This is a genomic window from Pseudomonas sp. HS-18 (genome assembly GCF_020401845.1).
Classification (GTDB): domain Bacteria; phylum Pseudomonadota; class Gammaproteobacteria; order Pseudomonadales; family Pseudomonadaceae; genus Pseudomonas; species Pseudomonas nitroreducens.
Window position 1 is genome coordinate 5555337 of the sequence record NZ_CP084413.1, and the last position, 22792, is coordinate 5578128.

Here is a 22792-nt window from a genome sequence, read left to right on the forward strand (position 1 = left end):
CCGTCAGGCGTCCGGGATCGGCTGGAACGGAGCTTCCTTGTCGGTGCGTTCCTTCTTGGTCCAGGCGCTGGCGCCCACCTTGATCGCGTACACCAGCACGCTGAACACCACCAGCAGGAACAGCACGGTGAGGCCGGCGTTGATGTAGGCGTTCATCATCACGTGCTGCATCTGGCCGATATCCTTGGCCGGGGCGATGATCTGCCCGGCGTCCAGGCCGGCGGAGTACTTCTTGCCCAGGGCGATGAAGCCCACGGCCGGGTTGCTGTCGAACAGCTTGATCAGACCGGCGGTGGTGGTGCAGATCAACAGCCAGGCGGCCGGCAGGGCGGTGACCCAGACGTACTGCTGGCGCTTCATCTTGATCAGCACGACGGTGGCAAGCATCAGCGCGATGCCGGCGAGCATCTGGTTGGAGATGCCGAACAGCGGCCACAAGGTGTTGATGCCACCCAGCGGATCGACCACGCCCTGGTACAGCAGCCAGCCCCACAGCGCGACGCAGCCGCCGGTGCCGACGATGTTGGCGGTCCAGGATTCGGTCTTCTTCAGCGCCGGGACGAAGTTGCCCAGCAGATCCTGCAGCATGAAGCGCCCGGCACGGGTGCCGGCGTCCACCGCGGTGAGGATGAACAGCGCCTCGAAGAGGATCGCGAAGTGGTACCAGAAGGCCATGGTGTTCTCACCCGGCAGCACCTGATGAAGGATGTGCGCGATCCCAACGGCGAGGGTCGGCGCACCACCGGCACGGGCCAGGATGGTGGTCTCGCCGATGTCCTTGGCGGTCTGGGCCAGTACTTCCGGAGTGATGGTGAAGCCCCAGCTGCTGACGGTCGCGGCCACTGCGGTGACGTCGGTGCCGACCACGGCCGGCGGGCTGTTCATGGCGAAGTAGATGCCCGGCTCGATGACCGAAGCGGCAACCATCGCCATGATCGCCACGAAGGACTCCATCAGCATGCCGCCGTAGCCGATGTAGCGGGCGTCGGGCTCGCGGTTGAGCAGCTTGGGCGTGGTGCCCGAGGAGATCAGCGCGTGGAAGCCGGACACGGCGCCACAGGCGATGGTGATGAACAGGAACGGGAACAGGCCGCCCTTCCACACCGGGCCGGTGCCGTCGGTGAACTGGGTCAGGGCCGGCATCTTCAGCTCCGGCGAGACGATCACGATGCCGATGGCCAGGGCGATGATGGTGCCGATCTTGAGGAAGGTCGACAGATAGTCACGCGGCGCCAGCAGCAGCCACACGGGCAGCACCGAGGCGATGGCGCCGTAGGCGATCAGCATCCAGACGATCTGCACACCATGGAAGGTGAACACCGGGGCCCATTCGGGGCTGGCGGCAATCTGGCCACCGAGCCAGATGGAGCCCAGCAGCAGCACGATGCCCACCACGGAAATCTCGCCGATACGGCCCGGGCGGATGTAGCGCATGTACACGCCCATGAACAGCGCGATCGGGATGGTCGCCAGTACGGTGAACATGCCCCACGGGCTTTCGGCCAGGGCCTTCACCACGATCAGCGCGAGCACCGCAAGGATGATGATCATGATCAGGAACGCGCCGAACAGGGCGATGGTCCCCGCCACCTGCCCCATTTCCTCGCGGACCAGTTCACCCAGGGAGCGCCCGTTGCGGCGGCTGGAGATGAACAGCACCATGAAGTCCTGCACGGCGCCGGCCAGTACGACGCCGGCGATCAGCCAGAGCGTGCCGGGCAGGTAGCCCATCTGCGCTGCCAGCACGGGGCCGACCAGCGGGCCGGCGCCGGCGATGGCGGCGAAATGGTGACCGAAGAGGATGTGCTTATTGGTCGGGACGTAGTCCAGGCCGTCGTTATTGAGGACCGCAGGGGTCGCTCGATTGGGGTCCAGTTGCATCACCTTGGTGGCGATGAACAGGCTGTAGTAGCGGTAGGCGACCAGATAGATGGCGACGGCTGCGGCGACGATCCACAGTGCGTTGATGGCTTCGCCGCGGCGTAGCGCCACGACTCCCAAGGCAAATGCACCGACTATCGCCACCGCCAGCCAGGCAAGGTGACGTAGCAGGCTGTTGTTATTGTTCATAGCGAGGCTTCCGACAGTTTGAAGGCGAGAATTCGCAGAAAAATTCTAGTCTTTTCCAGCGACCCATTCATACGACCTTAGTCTAGGGCGGTTACGCGCTTATTGCCGGAGGTCAACGCGTTCCGACCCTGGAGTCAGGAAATGAAAAGACCCGCCGAAAGGCGGGCCTTGGGTGGTGCACGGAGGGATCAGGCCGGTTGCTTGGCGTACTGCGCCAGTACCTGATCGCGGCTCATCACCGCCAGGGTGTTGTTCAGCACCTGCTCGCCGGTGGCGTCCTTAGAAGCGAAGATCTCCCCGAAATGCTGCTGGGTGACTTGAGCGAAGTGCGCGCGATCCTGCACCGGGATGCCCAGCAGAACAGCGTAGGCATCCAGAGCCTCGCCATGTCCCTGCGCCATGTTCTCGGCGATGTTGTCGAGCATGCCGTTCATGGCGAAGATCGAGCGGCCGCCGTAGGTGATGCGCTGGCTGGCGTCGCAACCGTTGGTACCGGAAGTCAGGCCGAAGGTGGCGTTACCCGAGGTGCCGTTGGTGGTGGTGGCCAGCAGGTGCGGGAACAGGCCTCGTTGACCGTCGAAGACCATGTTGCCCCAGCCGCAGCCTTTGCCGCTCTGGCCGGCTTCGTCCGCGTGCGCTGCCAGGCTGGCAACGCTGATAACCCCAAAGATCAGACCCTTGATGAGTTTATTGTCCATGCTCTGCACTCCGCAGTTGTAGTGGTTAGACGCACATGGAGCTTTGGCGAGGGTCAGCTGACTGTCAAACCCGCGCGAGCAGCGTCTGACGGACGAAACGTCAGCAACCGGTGTACGACGCGTCAGTAAGGGCTTACGTCTATAGTGAGGCGAAGCAGAAACGGCCGGAGAGCCACGACATGACTGACGATCACGACGAGCGCCGGCGCTTCCAGCGCATCGCCTTCGACGCCGGCACCGAGATCAGCCAGGGCGACCTGCGCTGGAAGGTGACGCTGCTGGACCTGTCCCTCCAAGGGCTGCTGGTGCAACGTCCGGAGCACTGGAACATAGTCGCGCAAGAACCGGTGCAGGTGCGCATCTACCTGGGCTTCGACGTCAACGTCTATATGGAGGCCGCCCTCGCCTGGGAGCGTGAAGGCCTGCTGGGGTTCAACTGCCGGCACATCGACCTGGACTCCATCAGCCATCTGCGCCGCCTGGTGGAGCTGAACCTGGGGGACGAATCGCTGCTGGAGCGTGAGCTGATGTTGCTCAGCGAGCATTGAGCCGATCCTACAAAGAGCCTCTATTCGAACAACGCATCCAGCGCCTGCTCCAGGCGCGTTACGGCGATGACCTGCAGGCCGGGCGGTGACTCCTTGGGCGCGTTGCCCTTGGGCACGATGGCGCGCTTGAAGCCGTGCTTGGCGGCTTCCTTCAGACGCTCCTGACCACTGGGCACCGGGCGCACCTCGCCGGACAGGCCGACCTCGCCGAACACCAGCAACTGGTGATCCAGCGGCCGGTTGCGCAGGCTGGACATCACCGCCGCCATCAGCGCCAGGTCCGATGCGGTTTCCAGCACCTTCACCCCGCCGACCACGTTGAGGAATACGTCCTGGTCGTAAGTGGGGATACCGCCGTGGCGATGCAGGACCGCCAGCAGCATGGCCAGACGGTTCTGGTCCAGGCCCAGGGTCACCCGGCGCGGGTTGGCCAGGTGGCTGGTGTCGACCAGCGCCTGCACTTCCACCAGCATCGGCCGCGAACCTTCCCAGGTAGCCATGACCACGCTGCCCGGCACCGACTCCTGAGCACGGGTGAGGAAGATTGCCGACGGGTTGGAAACCTCCTTGAGTCCGCGGTCGGTCATGGCGAAAACACCCAACTCGTTCACCGCGCCAAAGCGGTTCTTCACCGCTCGCAGCAAGCGCAGGCGGCCATCGGATTCGCCCTCGAAATACAGCACGGTGTCGACCATGTGTTCCAGCACGCGCGGGCCCGCCAGCGAACCTTCCTTGGTGACGTGGCCGACCAGGAAGATTGCCGTGCCGCTCTGCTTGGCGAAGCGCACCAGCAGCGCCGCGCTCTCGCGCACCTGGGCGACGCCGCCGGGCGCGGATTGCAACTGCTCGGTGAAGATGGTCTGGATCGAGTCGATCACCATCACCTTGGGCTGCTCCTGGCGCGCCGTGGCGATGATGGTCTCGATGCAGGTCTCGGTCATGACCTTGAGCTTGTCTTCGGGCAGGCCCAGGCGGCGGGCGCGCATGGCGACCTGCTGCTGGGACTCCTCGCCGGTGACATAAAGCGCCGGCAGGCGCGTGGCGATGTTGCAGAGGGTTTGCAGAAGGATGGTGGACTTGCCGATACCGGGGTCGCCGCCGATCAGCACCACCGAGCCGTCGACCAGGCCGCCGCCCAGGGCACGGTCCAGTTCCGCCGAGGCGGTGGAGAAGCGCGGCATCTCCTCGACGCTGACTTCGGCGAGGGTCTTGATGTTGGCCTGCTGGCCAGCCCAACCGCCGCGGCCGGAGCTGTTGCCCGAGCCACCGGTGGGCGTGGTGTCGATGACGGCCTCGACCAGGGTGTTCCAGGCGCCGCAGTCAGGACATTGCCCGGCCCATTTGGGATAGGTGGCGCCGCACTCGGTGCAGCCGTACATGCGCTTGGCCTTGGCCATGGGCGGACTCCGTCAAAGACAAAGCCCGCATCATAGCCAATCGGGCCAGGCGCTTCAGCTCGCCAGGCGGCGGTACTGGCTTTCCATGTCGTGCTTGAGGCTTTCGCGGCGCATCAGCAGCGAAGCCAGCGTGCAGTCGGGGCGTTCTATGCCCTCCTCCACGCGGCCGATGCGCTGATCCAGCAATTCGTACTGCAACTTCATGCGCACCAGGCGCTCCTGGGCACGCAGGGCTTCGACATTACGCTTGCAGGGCTTGGTGACGGACTTGCCAGAGGACGAAATGACTTTACGCATGGCGGTGGCACCGGTTGGAAAAGGATGACAGGAGCCTACGCCTTGCTCCATCCAACACCCTTGACTCTGGTCAAGCTCAACCGGATCGCTTGAGCAGGTCGGCGATCTCGTCCTTCAGTGTCACGCGTTGCAGTTTGAGGGAGTTGAGAGCGAGATCGTCCATCGCTTCGCGGCCGTCCTCGATGTCGTAGATCTTCCTGTCCAGTTCCTCGTAGCTGGCGGCCATGCGGGTGAAATTGGCGTCTTTGCCGTGCAAGCGGGTCATCAGGGCCTTCTGCTCGGGAAATTCGCGGGACAGCGGATGATGTTCGAGCGGCATGGCGGGCCTCCTTTTGTGGATCCGTGGGCGTAGATGGGTTGCCCGGTAAGCCTAGACCAGGTTGTGAACCCGCCCAGCGCCGCCGGTCATACGGTGTGAATTGGACGCCACCGGGGTGCTCAGACGACGACAGGCCGCTAAACTGCGCCTGTCCCTCTCTATCTTGCGTAACAAGGAGTCAGTGCATGAGTCTGCTTAGCGAATTCAAGGCCTTCGCCGTCAAGGGCAACGTCGTCGACATGGCCGTCGGTATCATCATCGGCGCCGCGTTCGGCAAGATCGTCTCGTCCTTCGTCGGCGACGTGATCATGCCGCCCATCGGCCTGCTGATCGGAGGCGTGGACTTTTCCGACCTGGCGATCACGCTCAAGGCCGCCGAAGGCGACGTGCCCGCGGTGGTCCTGGCCTACGGCAAGTTCATTCAGACCTGCCTGGACTTCATCATCGTCGCCTTCGCCATCTTCATGGGCGTGAAGGCGATCAACCGCCTCAAGCGCGAAGAGGCCGTGGAGCCCAGCGTTCCGCCGGTGCCGACCCCCGAGGAAACCCTGCTGACCGAGATCCGCGACCTGCTCAAGCAGCAGAACAACCGCGCTCCCTGAGCAGATCGCTGACCATCAGCCGGGTCAGGCTGGCGGCGTCAGCAGCACGCGGCCTATGCGCCGCTCGCTGACGTCCGTCACTTCCAGGCGCCAGCCGCCCAGCTCCAGCGTGTCTCCCTTGGCCGGCAAGCGGCCAAGGTGCTTGAGCGCCAGCCCGCCGAGAGTCTGGTACTCCGCTGTCGGGCGCGCGTAGAAGCCGACCCGCTCGGCGAGCGCACTGAGCGTCACCGCACCGTCCACCCGGTAGCCAGCGGCATCGGGCTCGATATCAGTGCCGGAGACTTCGCTGGCATCGGGCAGCTCGCCGGCGATGGCCTCCAGTACGTCGGTCATGCTCAGCATGCCTTCGAAGCCGCCGAACTCGTTGACCACGAAGGCCAGGTGGGTCGAGGCCTCGCGCATCAGTTCCAGCGCGCCCAGCACGGTGCTGCTGTCCGGAAGGCTCAACGGCTCGCGCAACAGCGGCAGGATGTCCAGCTCTCGGCCCTGCAACAGGTCCGCGAACAGTTCCTTCTTGTGCACATAACCCAGCGGCTCGTCGATATTGCCTGCGCGGATCACCAGCAATCGGGAGTACGGCGACTCCAGCAGCGCGCGGCGGATGTCCTCCGGGCTGTCGGCGACGTCCACGCGGTGCATCCGCTGGCGGTCGATCATCACGGCTTTCACCGGGCGCTCGGCCAGGCCCAGCACGCCACTGATCATCACCCGCTCGCGGCGGTCGAACGGCGCCTCGCTGCCCTCCGCCGGGCCGACCAGGTCAGCGATCTCCTCGCCCACCTCGTCGGCATCCACCTTGCCACCCATCAGGCGCAGCACGGCGTGCGCGGTGCGCTGGCGCAGGCCGCGTTGCCCACGCTGGCTCTTCTGGCGCTTCCAGCGCACCAGTTGGTTGGCCATCTCGATCAGCAGGCTGAAGCCGATGGCGGCGTACAGGTAGCCTTTCGGGATGTGGAAGCCCAGGCCTTCGGCGGTCAGGCTGAAGCCGATCATCAGCAGGAAGCCCAGGCAGAGCATGATTACCGTCGGGTGCTCGTTGACGAAGCGGGTCAGCGGCTTGCTCGCGACCATCATCAGGCCGATGGAGAAGATGACCGCGATCATCATCACTTCCAGCTGGTCGACCATGCCCACGGCGGTGATCACCGCGTCGAGGGAGAACACCGCGTCCAGCACCACGATTTGCGCCACTACCGGCCAGAAGGCGGCATAGACGCGCTTGCCATTGGACGTGTGCACGCGGCCTTCCAGGCGCTCGTGCAGCTCCAGGGTCGCCTTGAACAACAGGAACAGGCCACCGAACAGCATGATCAGGTCACGGCCCGAGAAGCTCTTGCCGAATACTTCGATCAACGGCTCGGTGAGCGTGACCAGCCAGGAAATGCTCGCCAGCAGGCCCAGGCGCATCAGCAGCGCCAGCGACAGGCCGATCAGCCGCGCGCGGTCGCGCAGGTGCGGCGGCAGCTTGTCCGCGAGGATCGCGATGAAGACCAGGTTGTCGATGCCAAGCACCAGCTCGAGCAGGATCAGGGTGAGCAGGCCAAGCCAGGCCGTGGGGTCCATCAGCCATTCCATGTGGACTCACCTCGCTGGGTGCGCGCCATGGCAGGCCGGGAAGCAGCATCCGCGAGCGCGGGTGCCGGGGGAGGTTCGCCGATCACCGGCTCTACGGGGGTAGGCACCGGGGTCGGCTTCGTACTTTGACTGTCCATCGAGGTCCGAAAAAGGGGAAACGGACGCCTATCCTAAGGGCAAAGACGGGGCGCCCTCAGCGGACAATCTTTTCAAAATCTATCGAGCGACACTTACCAATAGTTTTCCACGGCGATCTGGCCGGGCTTGCGCGTCAGCGCCAGGCTCATGCCGCGGGCCTTCAGCACCGCACGGGTGTCCTCGATCATCTGCGGGTTGCCGCAGAGCATCACCCGCGAATGCTCAGGGGTGAGTTCCAGCCCGGCGGCGCGTTCCAGCTCGCCGTTCTCGATCAGCGTGGTGATCCGCGCATTCAGGCAGCCGGGCACCTGCTCGCGGGTGACCACCGGAATGAACTGCAGCTTGTGGATATGTTCGGCCAGGTGCTCCATCGCGCCGAAGCTGGCGATCAGGTCGCGGTAGGCCAGCTCCTTTTCCTCGCGGGCGCTGTAGACCAGCTTGATGGTCTCGAAGCGCTCCCACACCTCGAAGTCCTGCAGGATCGACAGGAACGGCGCCAGGCCGGTGCCGGTGGACAGCAGCCACAGGTCGCGACCATCGGGGAAGCGATCGAGGGTGAGGAAACCGAAAGCCTGGCGATCCACCAGCAACTGGTCGCCGACGCACAAGCGGCTGAGCTCGCTGGTGAATTCGCCGCCGGGAACGACGATGGAGAAAAACTCGAGGAAGTCGTCGTGGGGAGCCGAGACCATCGAATAGGCGCGCCAGACGATGCTGCCGCCGGGCTTGTACACGCCCAGGCGGGCGAACTGCCCGGCGCGGAAGCGGTAGCCGCTGTCGCGGGTGGTGCGCAGGGTGAACAGGCTCGGGGTGAGCGTCTGCACCTCCACCAGGGTCTGGCGGGTGAACTTCTCTTCGCTGGCGGTCATCGTCCGCTCCTTTGCAGGCAACGGCCCATTTTCCCGTATTCAGGGCGATAGAAACACCCGCAAGGCTTGTGGCTATCCGGGGAGATCGCCACAAGCCTGCTCCAGATCACTGCCAGGGGATCAGTGCTTGCGGTTTACCACCTGGGCGGCGCGCAGCACGTCGGTGCCGATCTCCCCTTCGAACTGCTTCCACAACGGCTGCATGGCGGTGCGCCAGGCATCACGCTCGGCCGGCGTCAGGGCGATGATGCGCGCCTTGCCGTTGGCCACCACATGGTCACGTTCCTTCTGGTTCAGCGCCTCGGCGTCCTTGTTCACCTCGACGGTGACCTCTTCGACGATGCTCTCAAGTTGGGTGCGCACCGGGTACGGCATGCTGTTCCAGAACTTCTGGTTGCTGATCACCATGTAGCTGAGCACACCGTGGTTGGTCTCGGTGATGAACGGCTGCGCGGTATCCAGCTTCTGGCTGCCGATGTTCGACCAGGTGTTCTCGGTGCCCTGCACCTTGCCGTCCTGCAGCGCCTTGAGGGTCTCGGCGAAGGGCATCTTCACCGCCGTGGCATCGAGCAGGCCGAACTGCGCGTTGATCACCGAGGACGGCTGGATGCGGAAGGCCAGGCCCTTGGCATCGGCCGGCGCGCGCAGCTCGCGGTTGGCGGAAAGCTGCTTCATGCCGTTGTTCCAGTAGCCCAGGCCGTAGATGCCCGAGCGCGCCATGGAGTGCAGCAGCTCACGGCTCTTGTCGCGCTTCTGGAAGCGCTTCACCGCCTCCAGGTCATCGAACAGGAACGGCAGGTCGAAGACCTCCAGCTGCTTGGTGTAGCCCTCGAACTTCGACAGCGATGGCGCCAGCATCTGCACCTTGCCGTCCTGCAGCGCCTGCAGTTCGTCGGCATCGCCGAACAGCGTGGAGTTGGGGAATACCTCGACCTTCACCTGGCCGGCCAGGCGCTCCTCCACCAGCTTCTTGAACAGCAGCGCGCCACGGCCCTTGGGCGTGTCGTCGGCGACGACGTGGGAGAACTTGATCACGATGGGCGCATCGGCGAAGGCCGCTTGAGCCACGAGGAAAAGGGCGGACAGGGCCACCCCGAGCAATGACTTGTACATCGACATCCTTATGCAATGGCAATAGCCCGGCGCGCGAACGAGCGTCGCGTGTCGAGGATTCGTGAAGACTTGGAGTGGTGGCCGTCGGTCGGCGGAGCGCAGCTCCGGGATCGGGCCCTACCGGGTCGCCTGGAGCGCCCGGTTATTATTGGGAGGCCGCCGCGCAGCGATGCAAAGACGACAGCGGGCGGATAGGTCATAATTTTTCGGTATAACGCCGCCCCGCACAAGCGGATGATGGCCGACTGCTTCGCAGTTTGATGACAATCTCATTGCAATCAGCCTCGTCTCATTGCGACTTCCAGCTCCAGCTGTTCCCAGCCCTACTTCGTTCGAGAGTCCCATGCCCGTCCTCGCCAGCCCCTTCGCCCAGCTCGACCTGGTCCGCCACCCCGAACAGCGCGAAGACCCGCTGCAGGCCTTCGATGCGGCGGACGAATACCTGCTCGCGCACCTCCACGAACAGGGCGTTGGCGTGGATAGCCGGGTGCTGGTGCTCAACGACAGTTTCGGCGCACTCGCCGCCAGCCTCGCGCCCCATGTGCGTCTGACCAGCAGCGGCGATTCACACCTGGGCTTCATCGCCCTGCAGCGCAACCTGGAACGCAACGGCCTGACCGACGCCCCGCTGACCTTCGTGCCCGCCAGCGAAACGCCGCAGGGCCCGTTCGACCAGGTGCTGGTGCGCGTGCCCAAGACCCTGGCGCTGCTGGAGGAACAACTGATCCGCCTGCACGGCCAGCTCGCGCCGGGCGCCAAGGTGGTCGCCGCCGGCATGATCAAGCACCTGCCGCGCGCCGCCGGTGATCTGCTGGAGAAGTACATCGGCCCGATGCAGGCCTCGCTGGCGGTGAAGAAAGCCCGCCTGCTGGTCGCGACCGCCGAACCACGCCCGGCCCCCGCGTCGCCCTACCCCACGCGCTACCGCCTGGACAAACCGGCACTCACGCTGGTCAACCACGCCAACGTGTTCTGCCGCGACGGCCTGGACATCGGCACCCGCGCCTTCCTCCCGCACCTGCCGCAGACCCACCACACCGTGCGCGCAGCGGACCTGGGCTGCGGCAACGGCGTGCTGGGCATTGCCTTCGCCCGGCTCAATCCGCAGGCCGAGCTGACCCTGGTGGATGAGTCCTACATGGCCGTGCAGTCGGCCCGCGAGAACTGGCAAACGGCCCTCGGCGACCGACCTGTGGATATCCATCCCGACGATGGCCTGGCCAGCCAACCTGCCGACTCGCTGGATCTGGTGCTGTGCAACCCGCCCTTCCACCAGCAGCAAGTAGTCGGCGACTTCCTCGCCTGGCGCATGTTCCAGCAGGCCCGCGCGGCGCTCGTGACGGGTGGCGAGCTGTGGATCGTCGGCAACCGTCACCTGGGCTACCACGCCAAGCTCAAGCGCCTGTTCCGCGGCGTGGAGCAGGTGGCGGCAAATCCGAAATTCGTGGTGCTGAAAGCGACCAAATAAGCGACTGGCATTGCTCCGGCCCGCGCGCCGGAGCAGCATGGATCGCCTTCGCCAGGACGCACGCCATGACCGCACAAGAGCCCTCCCCCTCTACACCGGAACTGATCCGCAGCGCCGACGGCGTCAACCTGGCGCTGCGCCTCGTGGGCCCTGCGGATGGCGTGCCCGTCGTGCTGACCCACGGCACCTTTTCCAACCATCGAAGTTGCCAGGGGCTGGCCAACTACCTCGCCGGACAAGGGTTCGCCTGCTGGCTGTTCGAATGGCGCGGACATGGCGACAGTGAGCGCAACGGTTTTATCCACAGCTTCGATGATGTCGCCGAGCAGGACGTGCCGGCGATTCTCGATGCGGTGAGCCTGCGCAGCGGGCAAACGGCGCTGCACTGGATCGGCCATTCCGGCGGCGGGCTGATCGTCTCGATGTGGGCGGCGCGCCATCCCGAACTGGCGCAGCGGCGGCTGCGCTCGATGGTGCTGATCGGCTCCCAGGCCACGGCGGCCGGGGCCAGTCTTTCTCATCGGCTGGCCGTGCTCGGCTACGACTGGCTGCTGCGCTGGCGGCGCGTCGCGCCGAGCCGGGCGAAGAGCGTCGGGCCGGAGGCAGAGAGCGCACGGCTGATGCGCCAGTGGTGCCAGTGGAACCTGCGGCGGCGCTTCGACTCGCTGGCGGGGTTCGACTATCTGGCGGGACTGGCGAACGTCGATTTACCGGTGCTGGGCGTGGCAGGCAGCGGCGATACCTTCATCGCTCCGGTTGCCGGGTGCGAGGCCCTGGTGGAAGCGTTCGGCGGCAACGACGCGAAGCTGGAGCTGTTCGGCCTGGCGACCGGCGCGAAAGAGGATTACAGCCATAACCGACTGCTGCTGTCACGCAATGCCAGCCAGGAAATCTGGCCGCGTATCGCGCAGTGGCTGGAACAGCGCTGAAACCGCGAGATTCGGTGCTGCCGGGACTCGCGAGCAAGCTCGCTCCTACAGGAGAACTCCAGCGCCACCTTGCAGGAATGAGGGGGACGCCCAGTCCTTGCTCGCGAACCCTTCAGGAGCGCAGGACTTCCGGCGTGTCTACGTCTCGCAAGACACCCGCGTCTTTCACTTCGACGACGACGCAACTGTCACGATGCGCCTGCACCACCGCGCGGGCGCCTTCATCGCCAGTGAGCTGCGTCAGTTCCGGCCAGAAGTCACGACCGAACAGCACGGGGTGGCCACGCTGGCCATCGTGAAGCGGAAAGAGAATGGTCGAGGCACCGGCCGCATCGGCCAGCGCACGCAGGGTTTCCGGTGCGATCCACGGCATGTCGCCAAGCAGGATGGCCACGGCCTGGGCGTCGGAGTCCAGCAATGAGGCTGCACCCGCGGCGAGGCTGTGCCCCATGCCAAGCGCTGCGTCCGGGCTGTGGATGACGCGGCAGCCGGCTGGCAGGCCGAAGGCATCCGCCTGCTCGCCAGCACGCAGCACCACCCGCACGTCGTCGAACACGGCCTGGGCCCGCTCGACGCTCTGCGCGAGCAGGCTGCGCCCATCCGGAAGAACCGCGCGGCGCTTGTCCGCGCCGAAGCGCGAGCCCTGGCCGGCGGCCAGGACCAGCGCCACCACCGTCACAGCGCCTCGCGGGCAATGCCGCTGCGCGTGCGCAGGATGTCGGCGAGCACGGCCAGGGCGATTTCCGCCGGGGTCTTGCTACCCAGATTGAGGCCGATGGGCGCGTGCACGCGCGCCAGCTCCGTCTCGTTCAGGCCACCGATGCGGTGCAGGCGTTCGCGGCGTTTGTCGGAAGTGGTGCGCGAACCCATGACGCCAATGTAGAACGCTTCGGTGCGCACCGCCTCGAGCATCGCCAGGTCGTCGATCTTCGGATCGTGGGTCAGCGCCACCACGGCGGTGTCCGCGTGGCAGCCGCCGTTGGCGATGAAGATCGACGGCAGCTCGCGGCGGATTTCGATGCCGTCCAGCACCACGCCATCGAGCGCCTCTTCGCGGGGATCACAGAGGATCACTTCGAAGCCCAGGCCCTTGCCGAACTCCGCGCAGAAATGCGCGACGCTGGAATAACCGGCCAGCAGCAGACGCTGTGCCGCACCCACGCGCAAGCGAACACTGGCTTCGTCCCGCTCCACGCGCGGGCCGTGCTCATGGTCGTCACTCAGACGGCGGCTGCCGTCCTGCAGGTTCACTTCGCGCAGCAGGCGACGCTGGCCGAGCAGCGCCGACTCCAGCTCGCGCAGGTGGGCCTGCACGTCGCAATCGGGCGCGAGGTTTTCCACCAGGACGTCGAGGATGCCGCCGCAGGGCAGGCGGATATTCGTGCGGGTATCGGTGCCGTCACCATAGCGCACGACGACTACCGGCTCGCTGAACTCGCCTTCGGCGACGCGTTCGAGAAAGTTATCCTCGACGCAGCCGCCGGACAGCGAACCCACCCACTGGCCGCTGGCGTTGACCGCCAGCAACGAGCCCGGCGCGCGGGGCGCCGAGCCATAGGTGAAGAGCACGCTGCACAGCCACACGCGCTGGCCGGCGTTGGACCACTGGAGCGCCTGCCGGACCACTTGCAGATCGAGATGCTGCACGACTCACTCCGCTTTGAGTTGAGCGATCTGTTGTACGCCCATGTCGCCCGGCAGGCCACCCCAGGCCTGGCGCAGGTAGTTGATCAGGTCCGTGAGTTGCTCGTCACTGAGCTTGTCGGCAAAGCCCGGCATCGGCTGCATGCGCTCGAAACCGGTGAACTGCTGCTCGCGGATGCCTTCGACGATGACCTTGGCCAGGTTGCGCGAATCGGCCAGGCGCAGGGTGGTGTTGCCCTGCATGGCCACGGCAATGTGCGGCTTGCCCTCGCCATCGTTGCCGTGACAGCCGGCGCAGACGTTGAGGTACTGCTGGCGGCCGCGCTTGGCGCTGTCGCTGAGCTGATCCTCGGCCACCGCCTGGACCACCTTGGCCTGCGGCGGCTGTTCGCCGAGCAGGTAGGTCGACATGGCGGCGAGGTCCTCGTCACCCAGGTGCTGGGTGCTCAGGTGCATCACCGGGAACATCTCGTTGAACATGCTGCCTTGCGGGCTCATGCCGTGCTTGAGGAAGCCGGTCAGGTCGGCGCTGGTCCAGCCGCGCTCGGCCAGGTCCTGGGCCAGCAGGCTCGGAGCGCTGTAGCCGTTGAGCAGGCCGCCGGTCAGGCGCTTGTCCTGCTCCAGGGCGCCGATCTGGTTGCGCGGGGTGTGGCACTCGCCGCAGTGGCCGAGCACTTCCACCAGGTACTGGCCGCGCTTGTAGGGCTCGCTCTTGCCCTCGGTGTTTTCCAGCTGGACGCTCTTGCCGTAGAGCATGTTCCAGCCACTCAGGCCCATCCGTACGTTGAACGGGAAGCTCAGGCTGGTTTGCGGCGCGGCACGGTGCACCGGCGTCTGGCTCATCAGGTAGGCGTAGAGGGCATCGCTGTCCTCGCGCTTGATGAGGTGGTACGAGGTGTAGGGCATGGCCGGATAGAGGTTGGCGCCGTCCTTGCGCTTGCCCTCGGTGAGGGCGGCGAAGAAGTCGTCGGCGCTGTAGTTGCCGATGCCGAAGTCCTTGTCCGGGGTGATGTTGCTGCCATAGATGGTGCCGAACGGCGAGTGGATCGGCAGGCCGCCGGCGAACGGCGCGCCGCCCTCGGCGGTGTGGCAGGCCATGCAGTCGGCAGCGCGGGAGACGTACTCGCCGCGCTTGATCAGCTCCTGGTCAGCGGCTTGTGCGCTGAGCGCTAGACCAAGGCCAATGGCCAGCGCGAGGCCGGAAAGAATGCGCTGCATGCTCAACCCTCCTTGACCAGGCCGAGATCGGTCAGCACTTCGCGGGTGGCGTCGTAGTAACGCACGTACCCGGTGCAGCGACAGATGTGGTGGCCGAGGCTCGCCTCGATGGTCGATTCCAGTTCGCTCTTCTTCAACGGCTGGCGCTGGGCCTTCTCCACCAGCACGGTGGCGGCGTTGACGAAGCCCGGTGCGCAGTAGCTGCACTGGAAGGCGAAGCGGTCGACGAACTTCTGCTGGATCGGGTTCAGTTCCTTCACCGAACCGTCTTCCTCGCGCTTGGCGTGGCCCTCGATGGTGCGCACCTTCTTGCCTTCGAAGTAGTGCGCGCCGGTGATGCAGGTGCGCACTTCCTCGCTGGTGCCGTCGGGGTTGTCGACGATCACCACGCAGGCATGGCAGATGCCCTGGCCGCAGCCCAGGCGCGAACCGGTGAGATTCTGGTATTCGTGCAGGTAGTCGATCATCGGCAGGTCCTCGGGAACCTCGACCGGACCGACGGTTTGACCATTGATGGTCAAGTTGAGCGGACGCTTAGCCATTGAGGGCCTCCTTGATGCGAGCGGGGGTGATGGGCAGGTCGCGGACGCGCTTGCCGATGGCGTGGGCCACGGCGTTGCTGATGGCGCCGACCACCGGGATCATCACCACTTCGGCGATGCCCTTGGACGGGTCGCTGGGCGAGAGCGGCGGAAGGATTTCCGAGCTCTGCTGCCAGACGGCCACGTCCTTCGCCTTCGGGAGACGGTAGCGGTTGAAGTTCCAGTCGCCCTCGCCCGGGCCACCCTCGTACAGCGGCATGTCTTCCAGCAATGCGTGGCCGATGCCCATGGCGGTGCCGCCTTCGATCTGGCCTTTCACCAGTTCCGGCACCAGCACGCGGCCACACTCGATCCAGCTGTGATGGTTGAGCACACTGACTTCGCCGTTGCCCTTGTTCACCTTCAGCTCGACGATGGTCGCCACCGGGCTGTAGTAGGTCACGGCGGCGTTGTTCAGCTGCACCGGCGGATAGGCCACGTTCTGGCGATCCAGCAGGTGGAAGCCGGCGCTGTTCATCTGCGCCTTCTTCACACCCGGCGCGCCGTCGCCGTACTTCACGGCCAGGGCGTCCAGCGGCAGGCGGTCGCGCACGCCATCGATGACGTAGTCGCACTCCGCCCAGCTCCAGCGGTTGAAGCCGTGGACGGTGGCGCCAGTGACCAGGCCCTTCTCGTGGGCGACCTGCGCCAGTTCGGCGAACGACAGTGGCTGCAGGCCGTTGGCGGTGAGCTTGCCGTCGACCCAGTGGGCGTCCTCGCGGCGCACCACCAGCGGGTTGGCGGCGCCGTTGAACGGGCCGCGACGCCAGATTTCCAGGGCCGCCGGCCACAGGCCGTGGTTGAACAGCACGCGTGCCGCTTCGCGGGTGGCGTGGCTGAAGTAGTAGGCCGAGTTGGTCGCCGACGACGCCGAGGCGTACTTGCCGACCCAGCGCGGATTGCGCAGCTTCTCGTCCTGGGTCGGCTGGCTCATGGTGTAGGGGTCTTCACCGCTGATCAGCTGCAGTTCCGGCCACTCGGTTTCGGCGGTCTTCATCTCGTCCGCCGGCTTGCCGAGGAAGTCGGCTACCACCAGCGCCTGGGAAGTGGACATACCGGTACCGATCTCGATGCCGATGTGGCGCATGTGCACCTTGCCGGTGGCATCGAACTCGATGCTCGCCATGGGCGCTTCCGAGCCGGTGCCGAAGTCCTTCTGGCAGATGGCGAAGCCGACGCCGTACCAGTGGTCCGGGTCCTTGGCGTCCATCGACTGCTTGCGTGCGTCGCGGGTCTTCCACCACTCGTGGGCAGCGGCCTTGTCGAGGATTTCGTGCAGGCGCAGCGCACCGGCAGGGATCGCGCCCTGGGTGTTCTTCATGCCCGACTTCAGCGCGTTGACGCGGCGCAGTTCGATGGCGTCCACGCCCAGGCGACCGGCGATCTCGTCCACCATCATCTCGGTGGCGGCCATGCTCTGCAGGGTGCCGTAGCCACGCATGGAGCCGGCCTCGACGGCGCGGGAATGGTAGGCGGTCACCTGCAGGTCGTTCTGCGGCATGTAGTAGATCGACTGCGCGGCGGTGGCGCCCACGGCGGCCACGGACGGGCTGTAGTTGATGCGGCCGCCGCCGTCCACGCTCATCTCGGTGCGGAAGATCTTGAAGGTCATGTCCTTCTTGTCCACCGCGAGCTGGTAGCGGATGTCGAACGGGTGGCGCTTGATGCCGCTCTGGAACTGCTCGTAGCGGTCATTGGCCAGGCGCACCGGTACACCGTTGCCGTACAGCGCAGCGAGGGCCGCGTAGTAGACGAAGATGTTGTGGTCCTTGGAGCCGTAACCCACGGTGTAGCCGGGGTGCATGTTCAGTTTGGCCAGGCCGAAGCGCGACGGGGCGATCATGTGCGCCGTCTCGTAGGCCGCCTCGAACGGGCACTGGGTGGCGACCACGAAGTGCAGGGTCTTGCTCGCCGGGTCGTACCAGCCGTTGCCGTTGTCCGGCTCCATGGCGGCCGGCTCGATGGACGGGGTCTTGTAGCGTTCGTCGAAGACCAGCCAGTTCTCCGGCGGGTTTTCGATCTGGTCCTTGATCTTCTGCGCGTAGAACAGGCCCTGCTCGGTGAGGTCACCGTGCTGGTTGGGCTGCTGGTTCCACACCGGTTTGCGCTCGCGGATCATCGGGAAGAGGATCGAGTCCTTGAGGCTGGAAAACTCGTCCGGATCGGCCGAAGTCGCCCCGCCCACACGCACGTAGCGGAAGCTGCCGTAGGGGTCGCCCTGGTACAGCGGGGCCTGCGCACCGTAGCGGATCGCCTTGTCGTTGAACTTCATCTTCAGCTTGGCCTGACGGAAGCGCTCGAAGTCGTTCCAGATCAGGATCGCCACCGGGTGGCCAATGAACATCGGCACCTTGCCGCGCGGCAGCAGCGGGTCCGGGGCATGGGCTTCGGGGAAGACGATGCCGTCCTTGTCCAGGTCCTCGGCGGTGACGATGCGGTCGGGCTGCAGCTCGGCGCCCAGCCAGGCGAGGTCGATACCGTCGAAGATGCGGTCGGCCTTGATGGTCTTGAGCAGCATGGCGTGGCCCTGCTGCTGCGGCCAGCCGGGCATGTCCTTGGAGCGGATGTCGCGGGCGAACACCTTGTTGCCGCAGACCTTGGACAGCGCATCGTTACGGAAGCGCGCCTTGCCGTCGTGGCCCATCCACTGCTGCGGGGAGACGGTGACGGAGTTTTCCATCAGGGCAGCGAAGGCCCGGCTGCCGAGCGGCGCCATGGTCACGCTGACACCGGCAATCAGCCCGCCCTGCAGGAAGGCGCGCCGGGAAATATCACGGTTGGACATGGTTCATCCTCTGGACGGTGAAGGCCCGCCCATGTCGTTTTTTCGGTGCTGGAGAGAGTTCGGAGGCCGCGGAATCGCGGGCGTCTCGGGGATGGCGCCGGAGGAAAGATCCTGCAGGAAAACCTGACTCTTCTGTCAACTTTAACGCACCTCAATAGTGCGAAGCAAAGTCAATCGGACAGCTTGTCGCGGAGATGAAAATTTTAGTCGACGGGTCGAGACTATTCGCCAATAGCAAAAACCCTCGGCGACAAGCGGGAAAGTGTTACGCCGTGCTACGCTGCATGGCCCTTGCTTAGCCTCCTAACGAACCTTCCAGATAAGCCTCCAAGATGACCGCCGAAGCCACGTCCCTGCTGCGTCACCGCCCTTTTCTCGCCTTCTGGCTGGCCCGCGTCTGCACCGCCAGCGCCTTCCAGATGATCACCGTGGCCATTGGCTGGCATATCTACGAACTGACCCACAACGTGCTCGACCTGGGCCTGGTCGGATTGGTGGAATTCACCCCGCGCGTGCTCTTCATGCTGCACACCGGTCACGTCGCCGATCGCTACGACCGCCGCCGCATCGCTTCGCTCTGCCAGGTCGGCCAGGGCCTGATCGCCGTGGCGCTGGTGGTGGGCGCCAGCACCGACAACGTGACCCGCGAGATGATCTTCGTGATGGCCTTCCTGCTGGGCACCGCGCGGGCCTTCGAGATGCCGACCACCCAGGCGCTGCTGCCGAACATCGTGCCCACGGCACTGTTCCCCCGTGCCGTCGCCGCGTCCGCCTCGGCCATGCAGGCGGCGACCATCGCCGCGCCGGCGTTCGGCGGCTTCCTCTATGCCTTCGGCGCCTTCTGGGTCTACACGCCCACCGCAGTGCTGTACTTCATCGCCTGCACCCTGGTGCTCACCCTGCCCTCGCGCCAGGCGCCGGCCGCCCAGGGCAAGGCCACGCTGGAGTCGCTGCTGGCGGGCATCCGCTTCATCCGCAGCCGCCCGGACATCTTCGGCGCCATCTCGCTGGACCTGTTCGCCGTGCTGCTGGGCGGCGCCACCGCACTGCTGCCGGTGTTCGCCAAGGACATCCTACTGACCGGCCCCTGGGGCCTGGGCCTGCTGCGCTCGGCCCCGGCGGTGGGCGCACTGCTGATGTCGTTCTGGCTGGCGCGCTTCCCCATCGAGCGCAACGTCGGGCGGATCATGTTCGCCGCCGTGGGCGTGTTCGGGGTCACCACCATCGCCTTCGGCCTGTCGACGTCCTTCTGGTTCTCCCTGGCGGTGCTGGTAGTGCTGGGGGCGGCGGACATGATCAGCATGGTCATCCGCGGCGCCTTCGTGCAGCTGGAAACCCCGGACGAGATGCGCGGCCGGGTCAGCGCGGTGAACGGCCTGTTCATCGGTGCCTCGAACCAGCTGGGCGAATTCGAATCCGGAGTCACCGCGCACTGGCTCGGCACGGTGCCGGCGGTTGTACTCGGCGGCGTCGGCACACTGGTCGTCACCGGTGCTTGGATGAAGCTGTTCCCCACCCTGGCCAAGCGCGACAAGCTGCACTGAAAAAAATCCCCCGCTGGAAGCACCGGCGAGGGATGTGGGAACGGGCGCCGGGGGACGGCGCCCGGATGGGATCGATTGCGCGGCTAGTGCGGCGTGCCCAGCCCCGCCGCGCTCATGAACAGGCGCATCAGCCAGGCTGCGACGCCCAGGCCGGCGACGCTCAGCGCCCAGATCAGTACCAGCCAGCCGAGCCGCTTGCGCAGCGGCGCCTTCTCCTGCTCTTCATGGGTCATCACGCGCACCTCTAGTGGTAGCCGTCGCCGTGCTTCACCTTACCGCGGAACACGTAGTAGCTCCACGCGGTGTAGACGAGGATGAAGGGAATGATGAACAGCGCGCCCACCAGCATGAAGCCCAGGCTCTGCGGCGGCGCCGCGGCGTCCCAGATCGACATCGACGGCGGGATAATGTTCGGCCACAGGCTGATGCCCAGCCCGCTGTAGCCCAGGAAGATCAGCGCCAGGGTGAGCAGGAACGGCTTCACATGGTCATTGCGCGCCACCGAGCGCAGCAGGCTGTAGAAGGTCAGCAGCACCAACAGCGGCACCGGCAGGAACCAGAACAGGTTCGGCAGGCTGAACCAGCGCTGGGCGATGTCCTCGTGGGCCAGCGGCGTCCACAGGCTGACGATGCCGATCACTGCCAGCAGCACCAACGCCAGGGGCTTCGCCAGGTCATGCATGCGCTGCTGTAGAGGCCCCTCGGTTTTCATGATCAGCCAGGTGCAGCCCAGCAGGGTGTATGCCACCACCAGGCCCAGGCCGCAGAACAGCGGGAACGGTGCCAGCCAGTCCAGCGCGCCGCCGGCGAAGGCGCGGTTTTCCACCGGGATGCCCTCGATGAAGGCCCCCAGCGCCACGCCTTGGAAGAAGGTCGCCACCAGCGAACCGACGATGAACGACTTGTCCCAGATGTGCCGTTTCGCCGGCCGGGCCTTGAAGCGGAACTCGAAGGCCACGCCGCGGAAGATCAGCCCCATCAGCATCAGGATCAGCGGCAGGTACAGCGCCGAGAGTACCGCCGAATAGGCCACCGGGAAGGCGCCGAACAACGCCGCGCCGCCCAATACCAGCCAGGTCTCGTTGCCGTCCCAGACCGGCGCCACGGTGTTCATCATGACGTCACGGTCGCCCTCGTCCTGGCAGAACGGATAGAGCATGCCGATCCCCAGGTCGAAGCCGTCCATCACCACATACATCATCACGCCGAAGATGATGATGATCGCCCAGATCAGCGGAAGGTCGATGCCCATGCTCAGTTCCTCCCTGCCGGACTGTCGGTTTCATCGTCGTCGAGGCCCTCGGCGGTCGCCGACAGCGGCCGCGCCGGAGTGCGTTGCTGGCCGGCGCCACCCTGGCTGGTTTCGCGCCCCTCATGGGTGATCGGGCCCTTGCGCACCAGGCGCATCATGTAGCCGATGCCCACGCCGAACAGCGAGAAGTACACCACCACGAACATCACCAGGGTGATGCTCATCTGCGTCACGCTGTGGTTGGACACCGCGTCGCTGGTACGCATCAGCCCGTAGACCACCCACGGCTGGCGACCGATCTCGGTGGTGAACCAGCCGGCGAGGATCGCGATCAGGCCGGACGGCCCCATCCACAGCACCAGCTTGAGGAAGGCGCGACTCTCGAACAGCCGCTTGCGCCAGCGCAGCCAGGCGCTCCACAGGCCGACGAAGATCATCAGCATCCCCAGGCCGGCCATGATGCGGAACGACCAGAACACGATGGTGGAATTGGGCCGGTCGGCCTTCGGGAAATCCTTCAGCGCCGGGATCGGCTCGGTCAGGCTGTGATTCAGGATCAGGCTGCCGAGTACCGGAATCTCGATCTTGAAGCGGGTTTCCTCACGCTCCATGTCCGGCCAGCCGAACAGGATCAACGGGGTCGGTTCGCCGCTGCTGTTATCCCAATGGCCTTCCATCGCGGCGATCTTCGCCGGCTGGTGCTTCAGCGTGTTGAGGCCGTGGGCGTCACCGACCATGGCCTGGATCGGCGCGACGATCAGTGCCATCCACATCGCCATCGAGAGCATCTTGCGGATCGCCGGGTTGTCGCGGCCACGCAGCAGGTGCCAGGCCGCCGAGGCGCCAACGAAGAAGGCGGTGGCAACGAACGAGGCGATCGCCATGTGCAGCAGGCGATAGGGGAAGGACGGGTTGAAGATGATCGCCACCCAGTCCACCGGCACCACCACGCCATTGACGATCTCGTGGCCCTGCGGGGTCTGCATCCAGCTGTTGGAAGCGAGGATCCAGAAGGTCGAGATCAGCGTGCCGATCGCCACCATCACCGTGGCGAAGAAGTGCAGGCCGGGGCCGACGCGGTGCCAGCCAAAAAGCATGACGCCGAGGAAGCCGGCCTCGAGGAAGAAGGCGGTCAGCACTTCGTAGGTCAGCAGCGGGCCGGTGACGCTCCCGGCGAACGCCGAGAAGGCGCTCCAGTTGGTGCCGAACTGATAGGCCATGACGAGGCCGGAGACCACGCCCATGCCGAAGTTGACGGCGAATATCTTCGACCAGAAGTGATAGAGGTCGCGGTAGACCTCCTCCTGGGTCTTCAGCCACAGCCCTTCGAGCACTGCCAGGTAGCTGGCGAGGCCGATGGTGATGGCAGGGAAGATGATGTGGAAGGACACGGTAAAGGCGAACTGGATCCGGGCCAGGTCGAGCGCCTCTAATCCGAACATGACGATTCCTCTTCAGGCTGACGCCCACCCCACGGAGGGTCGGCACCGTACCTTGCGCATGCGCAGGGCGTTCTTGCGTGATGTCTGTGTTGCTTGATGGATCTTTTTCGAGCCGCCGATCTCCTGTCGGTTCGGGTTTCTTTTGCCGCCCAATCAGAATGGACCGCCATCCGCATTGACGCCGCTCAAGAAAACGACTCGATTTTACGCGTGCCCGCGGCGCGGGCTGGAGTGGTGGGTTGCCGCGCGACGGGGTGTCGCGCGACAGGATGTCTCATCCGATCAGGCCGTTCGATATGAACA

General features: G+C 65.5%; 21 protein-coding genes. 5 read left to right on the forward strand and 16 right to left on the reverse strand.

Annotated elements, in window-relative coordinates:
• Positions 1 to 3: 3 nt before the first annotated feature.
• Entirely contained in the window at positions 4 to 2070 is a 2067-nt protein-coding gene (locus LDJ84_RS25915) for a carbon starvation CstA family protein (RefSeq protein ID WP_226045608.1), read from the reverse strand.
• 188 nt (positions 2071 to 2258) lie between these two features.
• Positions 2259 to 2768: a DUF3015 domain-containing protein gene (locus LDJ84_RS25920; protein WP_024764783.1), complete on the reverse strand. Its 510-nt coding sequence runs from the start codon at positions 2766 to 2768 to the stop codon at positions 2259 to 2261.
• A gap of 179 nt (positions 2769 to 2947) precedes the next feature.
• On the opposite strand from LDJ84_RS25920, the gene LDJ84_RS25925 reads away from it, so the two are divergent.
• A complete protein-coding gene (locus tag LDJ84_RS25925) occupies positions 2948 to 3316 on the forward strand; it encodes a PilZ domain-containing protein (protein ID WP_065085473.1) in 369 nt (122 codons plus the stop codon).
• Positions 3317 to 3336: 20 nt separating this feature from the next.
• Here the strand turns inward: LDJ84_RS25925 and radA are convergent, their stop codons facing one another.
• The 3 genes from radA to LDJ84_RS25940 form a co-directional block, all read right to left on the reverse strand.
• Complete coding sequence (radA, locus tag LDJ84_RS25930; RefSeq protein WP_065085474.1) at positions 3337 to 4713, reverse strand: DNA repair protein RadA; 1377 nt, start codon at positions 4711 to 4713, stop codon at positions 3337 to 3339.
• A gap of 54 nt (positions 4714 to 4767) precedes the next feature.
• Positions 4768 to 5010, reverse strand: a complete 243-nt coding sequence (locus tag LDJ84_RS25935) for a hypothetical protein (RefSeq protein WP_024764780.1) — start codon at positions 5008 to 5010, stop codon at positions 4768 to 4770.
• Between the two features lie 76 nt (positions 5011 to 5086).
• Positions 5087 to 5329: a YdcH family protein gene (locus LDJ84_RS25940; protein WP_024764779.1), complete on the reverse strand. Its 243-nt coding sequence runs from the start codon at positions 5327 to 5329 to the stop codon at positions 5087 to 5089.
• Positions 5330 to 5514: 185 nt separating this feature from the next.
• Between LDJ84_RS25940 and mscL the strand changes: the two genes are divergently transcribed.
• Entirely contained in the window at positions 5515 to 5931 is a 417-nt protein-coding gene (gene mscL, locus LDJ84_RS25945; protein ID WP_024764778.1) for a large-conductance mechanosensitive channel protein MscL, read from the forward strand.
• Between the two features lie 24 nt (positions 5932 to 5955).
• Here the strand turns inward: mscL and LDJ84_RS25950 are convergent, their stop codons facing one another.
• The 3 genes from LDJ84_RS25950 to LDJ84_RS25960 form a co-directional block, all read right to left on the reverse strand.
• On the reverse strand, positions 5956 to 7506 hold the full coding sequence (locus LDJ84_RS25950; protein WP_065085475.1) for a TerC family protein: 1551 nt from the start codon (positions 7504 to 7506) through the stop codon (positions 5956 to 5958).
• Positions 7507 to 7736: 230 nt separating this feature from the next.
• Complete coding sequence (locus tag LDJ84_RS25955; RefSeq protein WP_065085476.1) at positions 7737 to 8513, reverse strand: ferredoxin--NADP reductase; 777 nt, start codon at positions 8511 to 8513, stop codon at positions 7737 to 7739.
• 120 nt (positions 8514 to 8633) lie between these two features.
• A complete protein-coding gene (locus tag LDJ84_RS25960) occupies positions 8634 to 9626 on the reverse strand; it encodes a TRAP transporter substrate-binding protein (protein ID WP_065085477.1) in 993 nt (330 codons plus the stop codon).
• Positions 9627 to 9969: 343 nt separating this feature from the next.
• On the opposite strand from LDJ84_RS25960, the gene LDJ84_RS25965 reads away from it, so the two are divergent.
• Together LDJ84_RS25965 and LDJ84_RS25970 are read left to right on the forward strand one after the other, a co-directional pair.
• Positions 9970 to 11094 carry a methyltransferase gene (locus tag LDJ84_RS25965; RefSeq protein WP_065085478.1) on the forward strand — a complete coding sequence of 375 codons (1125 nt, stop codon included), beginning with the start codon at positions 9970 to 9972 and terminating at the stop codon, positions 11092 to 11094.
• A 65-nt stretch (positions 11095 to 11159) separates the two neighbouring features.
• Complete coding sequence (locus LDJ84_RS25970) at positions 11160 to 12023, forward strand: alpha/beta fold hydrolase (protein WP_065085479.1); 864 nt, start codon at positions 11160 to 11162, stop codon at positions 12021 to 12023.
• Positions 12024 to 12135: 112 nt separating this feature from the next.
• On the opposite strand, the gene LDJ84_RS25975 is transcribed toward LDJ84_RS25970, so the two are convergent.
• Genes LDJ84_RS25975 through LDJ84_RS25995 form a run of 5 tightly spaced genes read right to left on the reverse strand, consistent with a single transcriptional unit; the run spans position 12136 to position 18251 of the window.
• Positions 12136 to 12702 carry an NTP transferase domain-containing protein gene (locus LDJ84_RS25975; protein WP_065085480.1) on the reverse strand — a complete coding sequence of 189 codons (567 nt, stop codon included), beginning with the start codon at positions 12700 to 12702 and terminating at the stop codon, positions 12136 to 12138.
• The gene (locus tag LDJ84_RS25980) at positions 12699 to 13670 is read right to left on the reverse strand and encodes an XdhC family protein (protein WP_065085481.1); all 972 of its coding nucleotides are present in this window, start codon (positions 13668 to 13670) and stop codon (positions 12699 to 12701) included. Before LDJ84_RS25980 ends, LDJ84_RS25975 begins: the two co-directional genes overlap by 4 nt.
• 3 nt (positions 13671 to 13673) lie before the next feature.
• Positions 13674 to 14885, reverse strand: a complete 1212-nt coding sequence (locus LDJ84_RS25985; protein WP_065085482.1) for a cytochrome c — start codon at positions 14883 to 14885, stop codon at positions 13674 to 13676.
• 2 nt (positions 14886 to 14887) lie between these two features.
• Entirely contained in the window at positions 14888 to 15427 is a 540-nt protein-coding gene (locus LDJ84_RS25990; protein WP_065085483.1) for a (2Fe-2S)-binding protein, read from the reverse strand.
• On the reverse strand, positions 15420 to 18251 hold the full coding sequence (locus LDJ84_RS25995) for a xanthine dehydrogenase family protein molybdopterin-binding subunit (RefSeq protein WP_054906504.1): 2832 nt from the start codon (positions 18249 to 18251) through the stop codon (positions 15420 to 15422). The genes LDJ84_RS25990 and LDJ84_RS25995 overlap by 8 nt, the downstream gene beginning before the upstream one ends.
• Before the next feature lie 332 nt (positions 18252 to 18583).
• On the opposite strand from LDJ84_RS25995, the gene LDJ84_RS26000 reads away from it, so the two are divergent.
• The gene (locus LDJ84_RS26000) at positions 18584 to 19795 is read left to right on the forward strand and encodes an MFS transporter (RefSeq protein WP_024764768.1); all 1212 of its coding nucleotides are present in this window, start codon (positions 18584 to 18586) and stop codon (positions 19793 to 19795) included.
• A gap of 83 nt (positions 19796 to 19878) precedes the next feature.
• On the opposite strand, the gene LDJ84_RS26005 is transcribed toward LDJ84_RS26000, so the two are convergent.
• The 3 genes from LDJ84_RS26005 to LDJ84_RS26015 are packed head-to-tail and all read right to left on the reverse strand — an operon-like array spanning position 19879 to position 22489.
• Complete coding sequence (locus LDJ84_RS26005) at positions 19879 to 20028, reverse strand: DUF2474 domain-containing protein (RefSeq protein ID WP_037007166.1); 150 nt, start codon at positions 20026 to 20028, stop codon at positions 19879 to 19881.
• Positions 20029 to 20039: 11 nt separating this feature from the next.
• Positions 20040 to 21047, reverse strand: a complete 1008-nt coding sequence (gene cydB / locus LDJ84_RS26010; RefSeq protein ID WP_024764767.1) for a cytochrome d ubiquinol oxidase subunit II — start codon at positions 21045 to 21047, stop codon at positions 20040 to 20042.
• Between the two features lie 2 nt (positions 21048 to 21049).
• Positions 21050 to 22489: a cytochrome ubiquinol oxidase subunit I gene (locus tag LDJ84_RS26015; protein ID WP_065085484.1), complete on the reverse strand. Its 1440-nt coding sequence runs from the start codon at positions 22487 to 22489 to the stop codon at positions 21050 to 21052.
• Positions 22490 to 22792 lie beyond the last annotated feature (303 nt).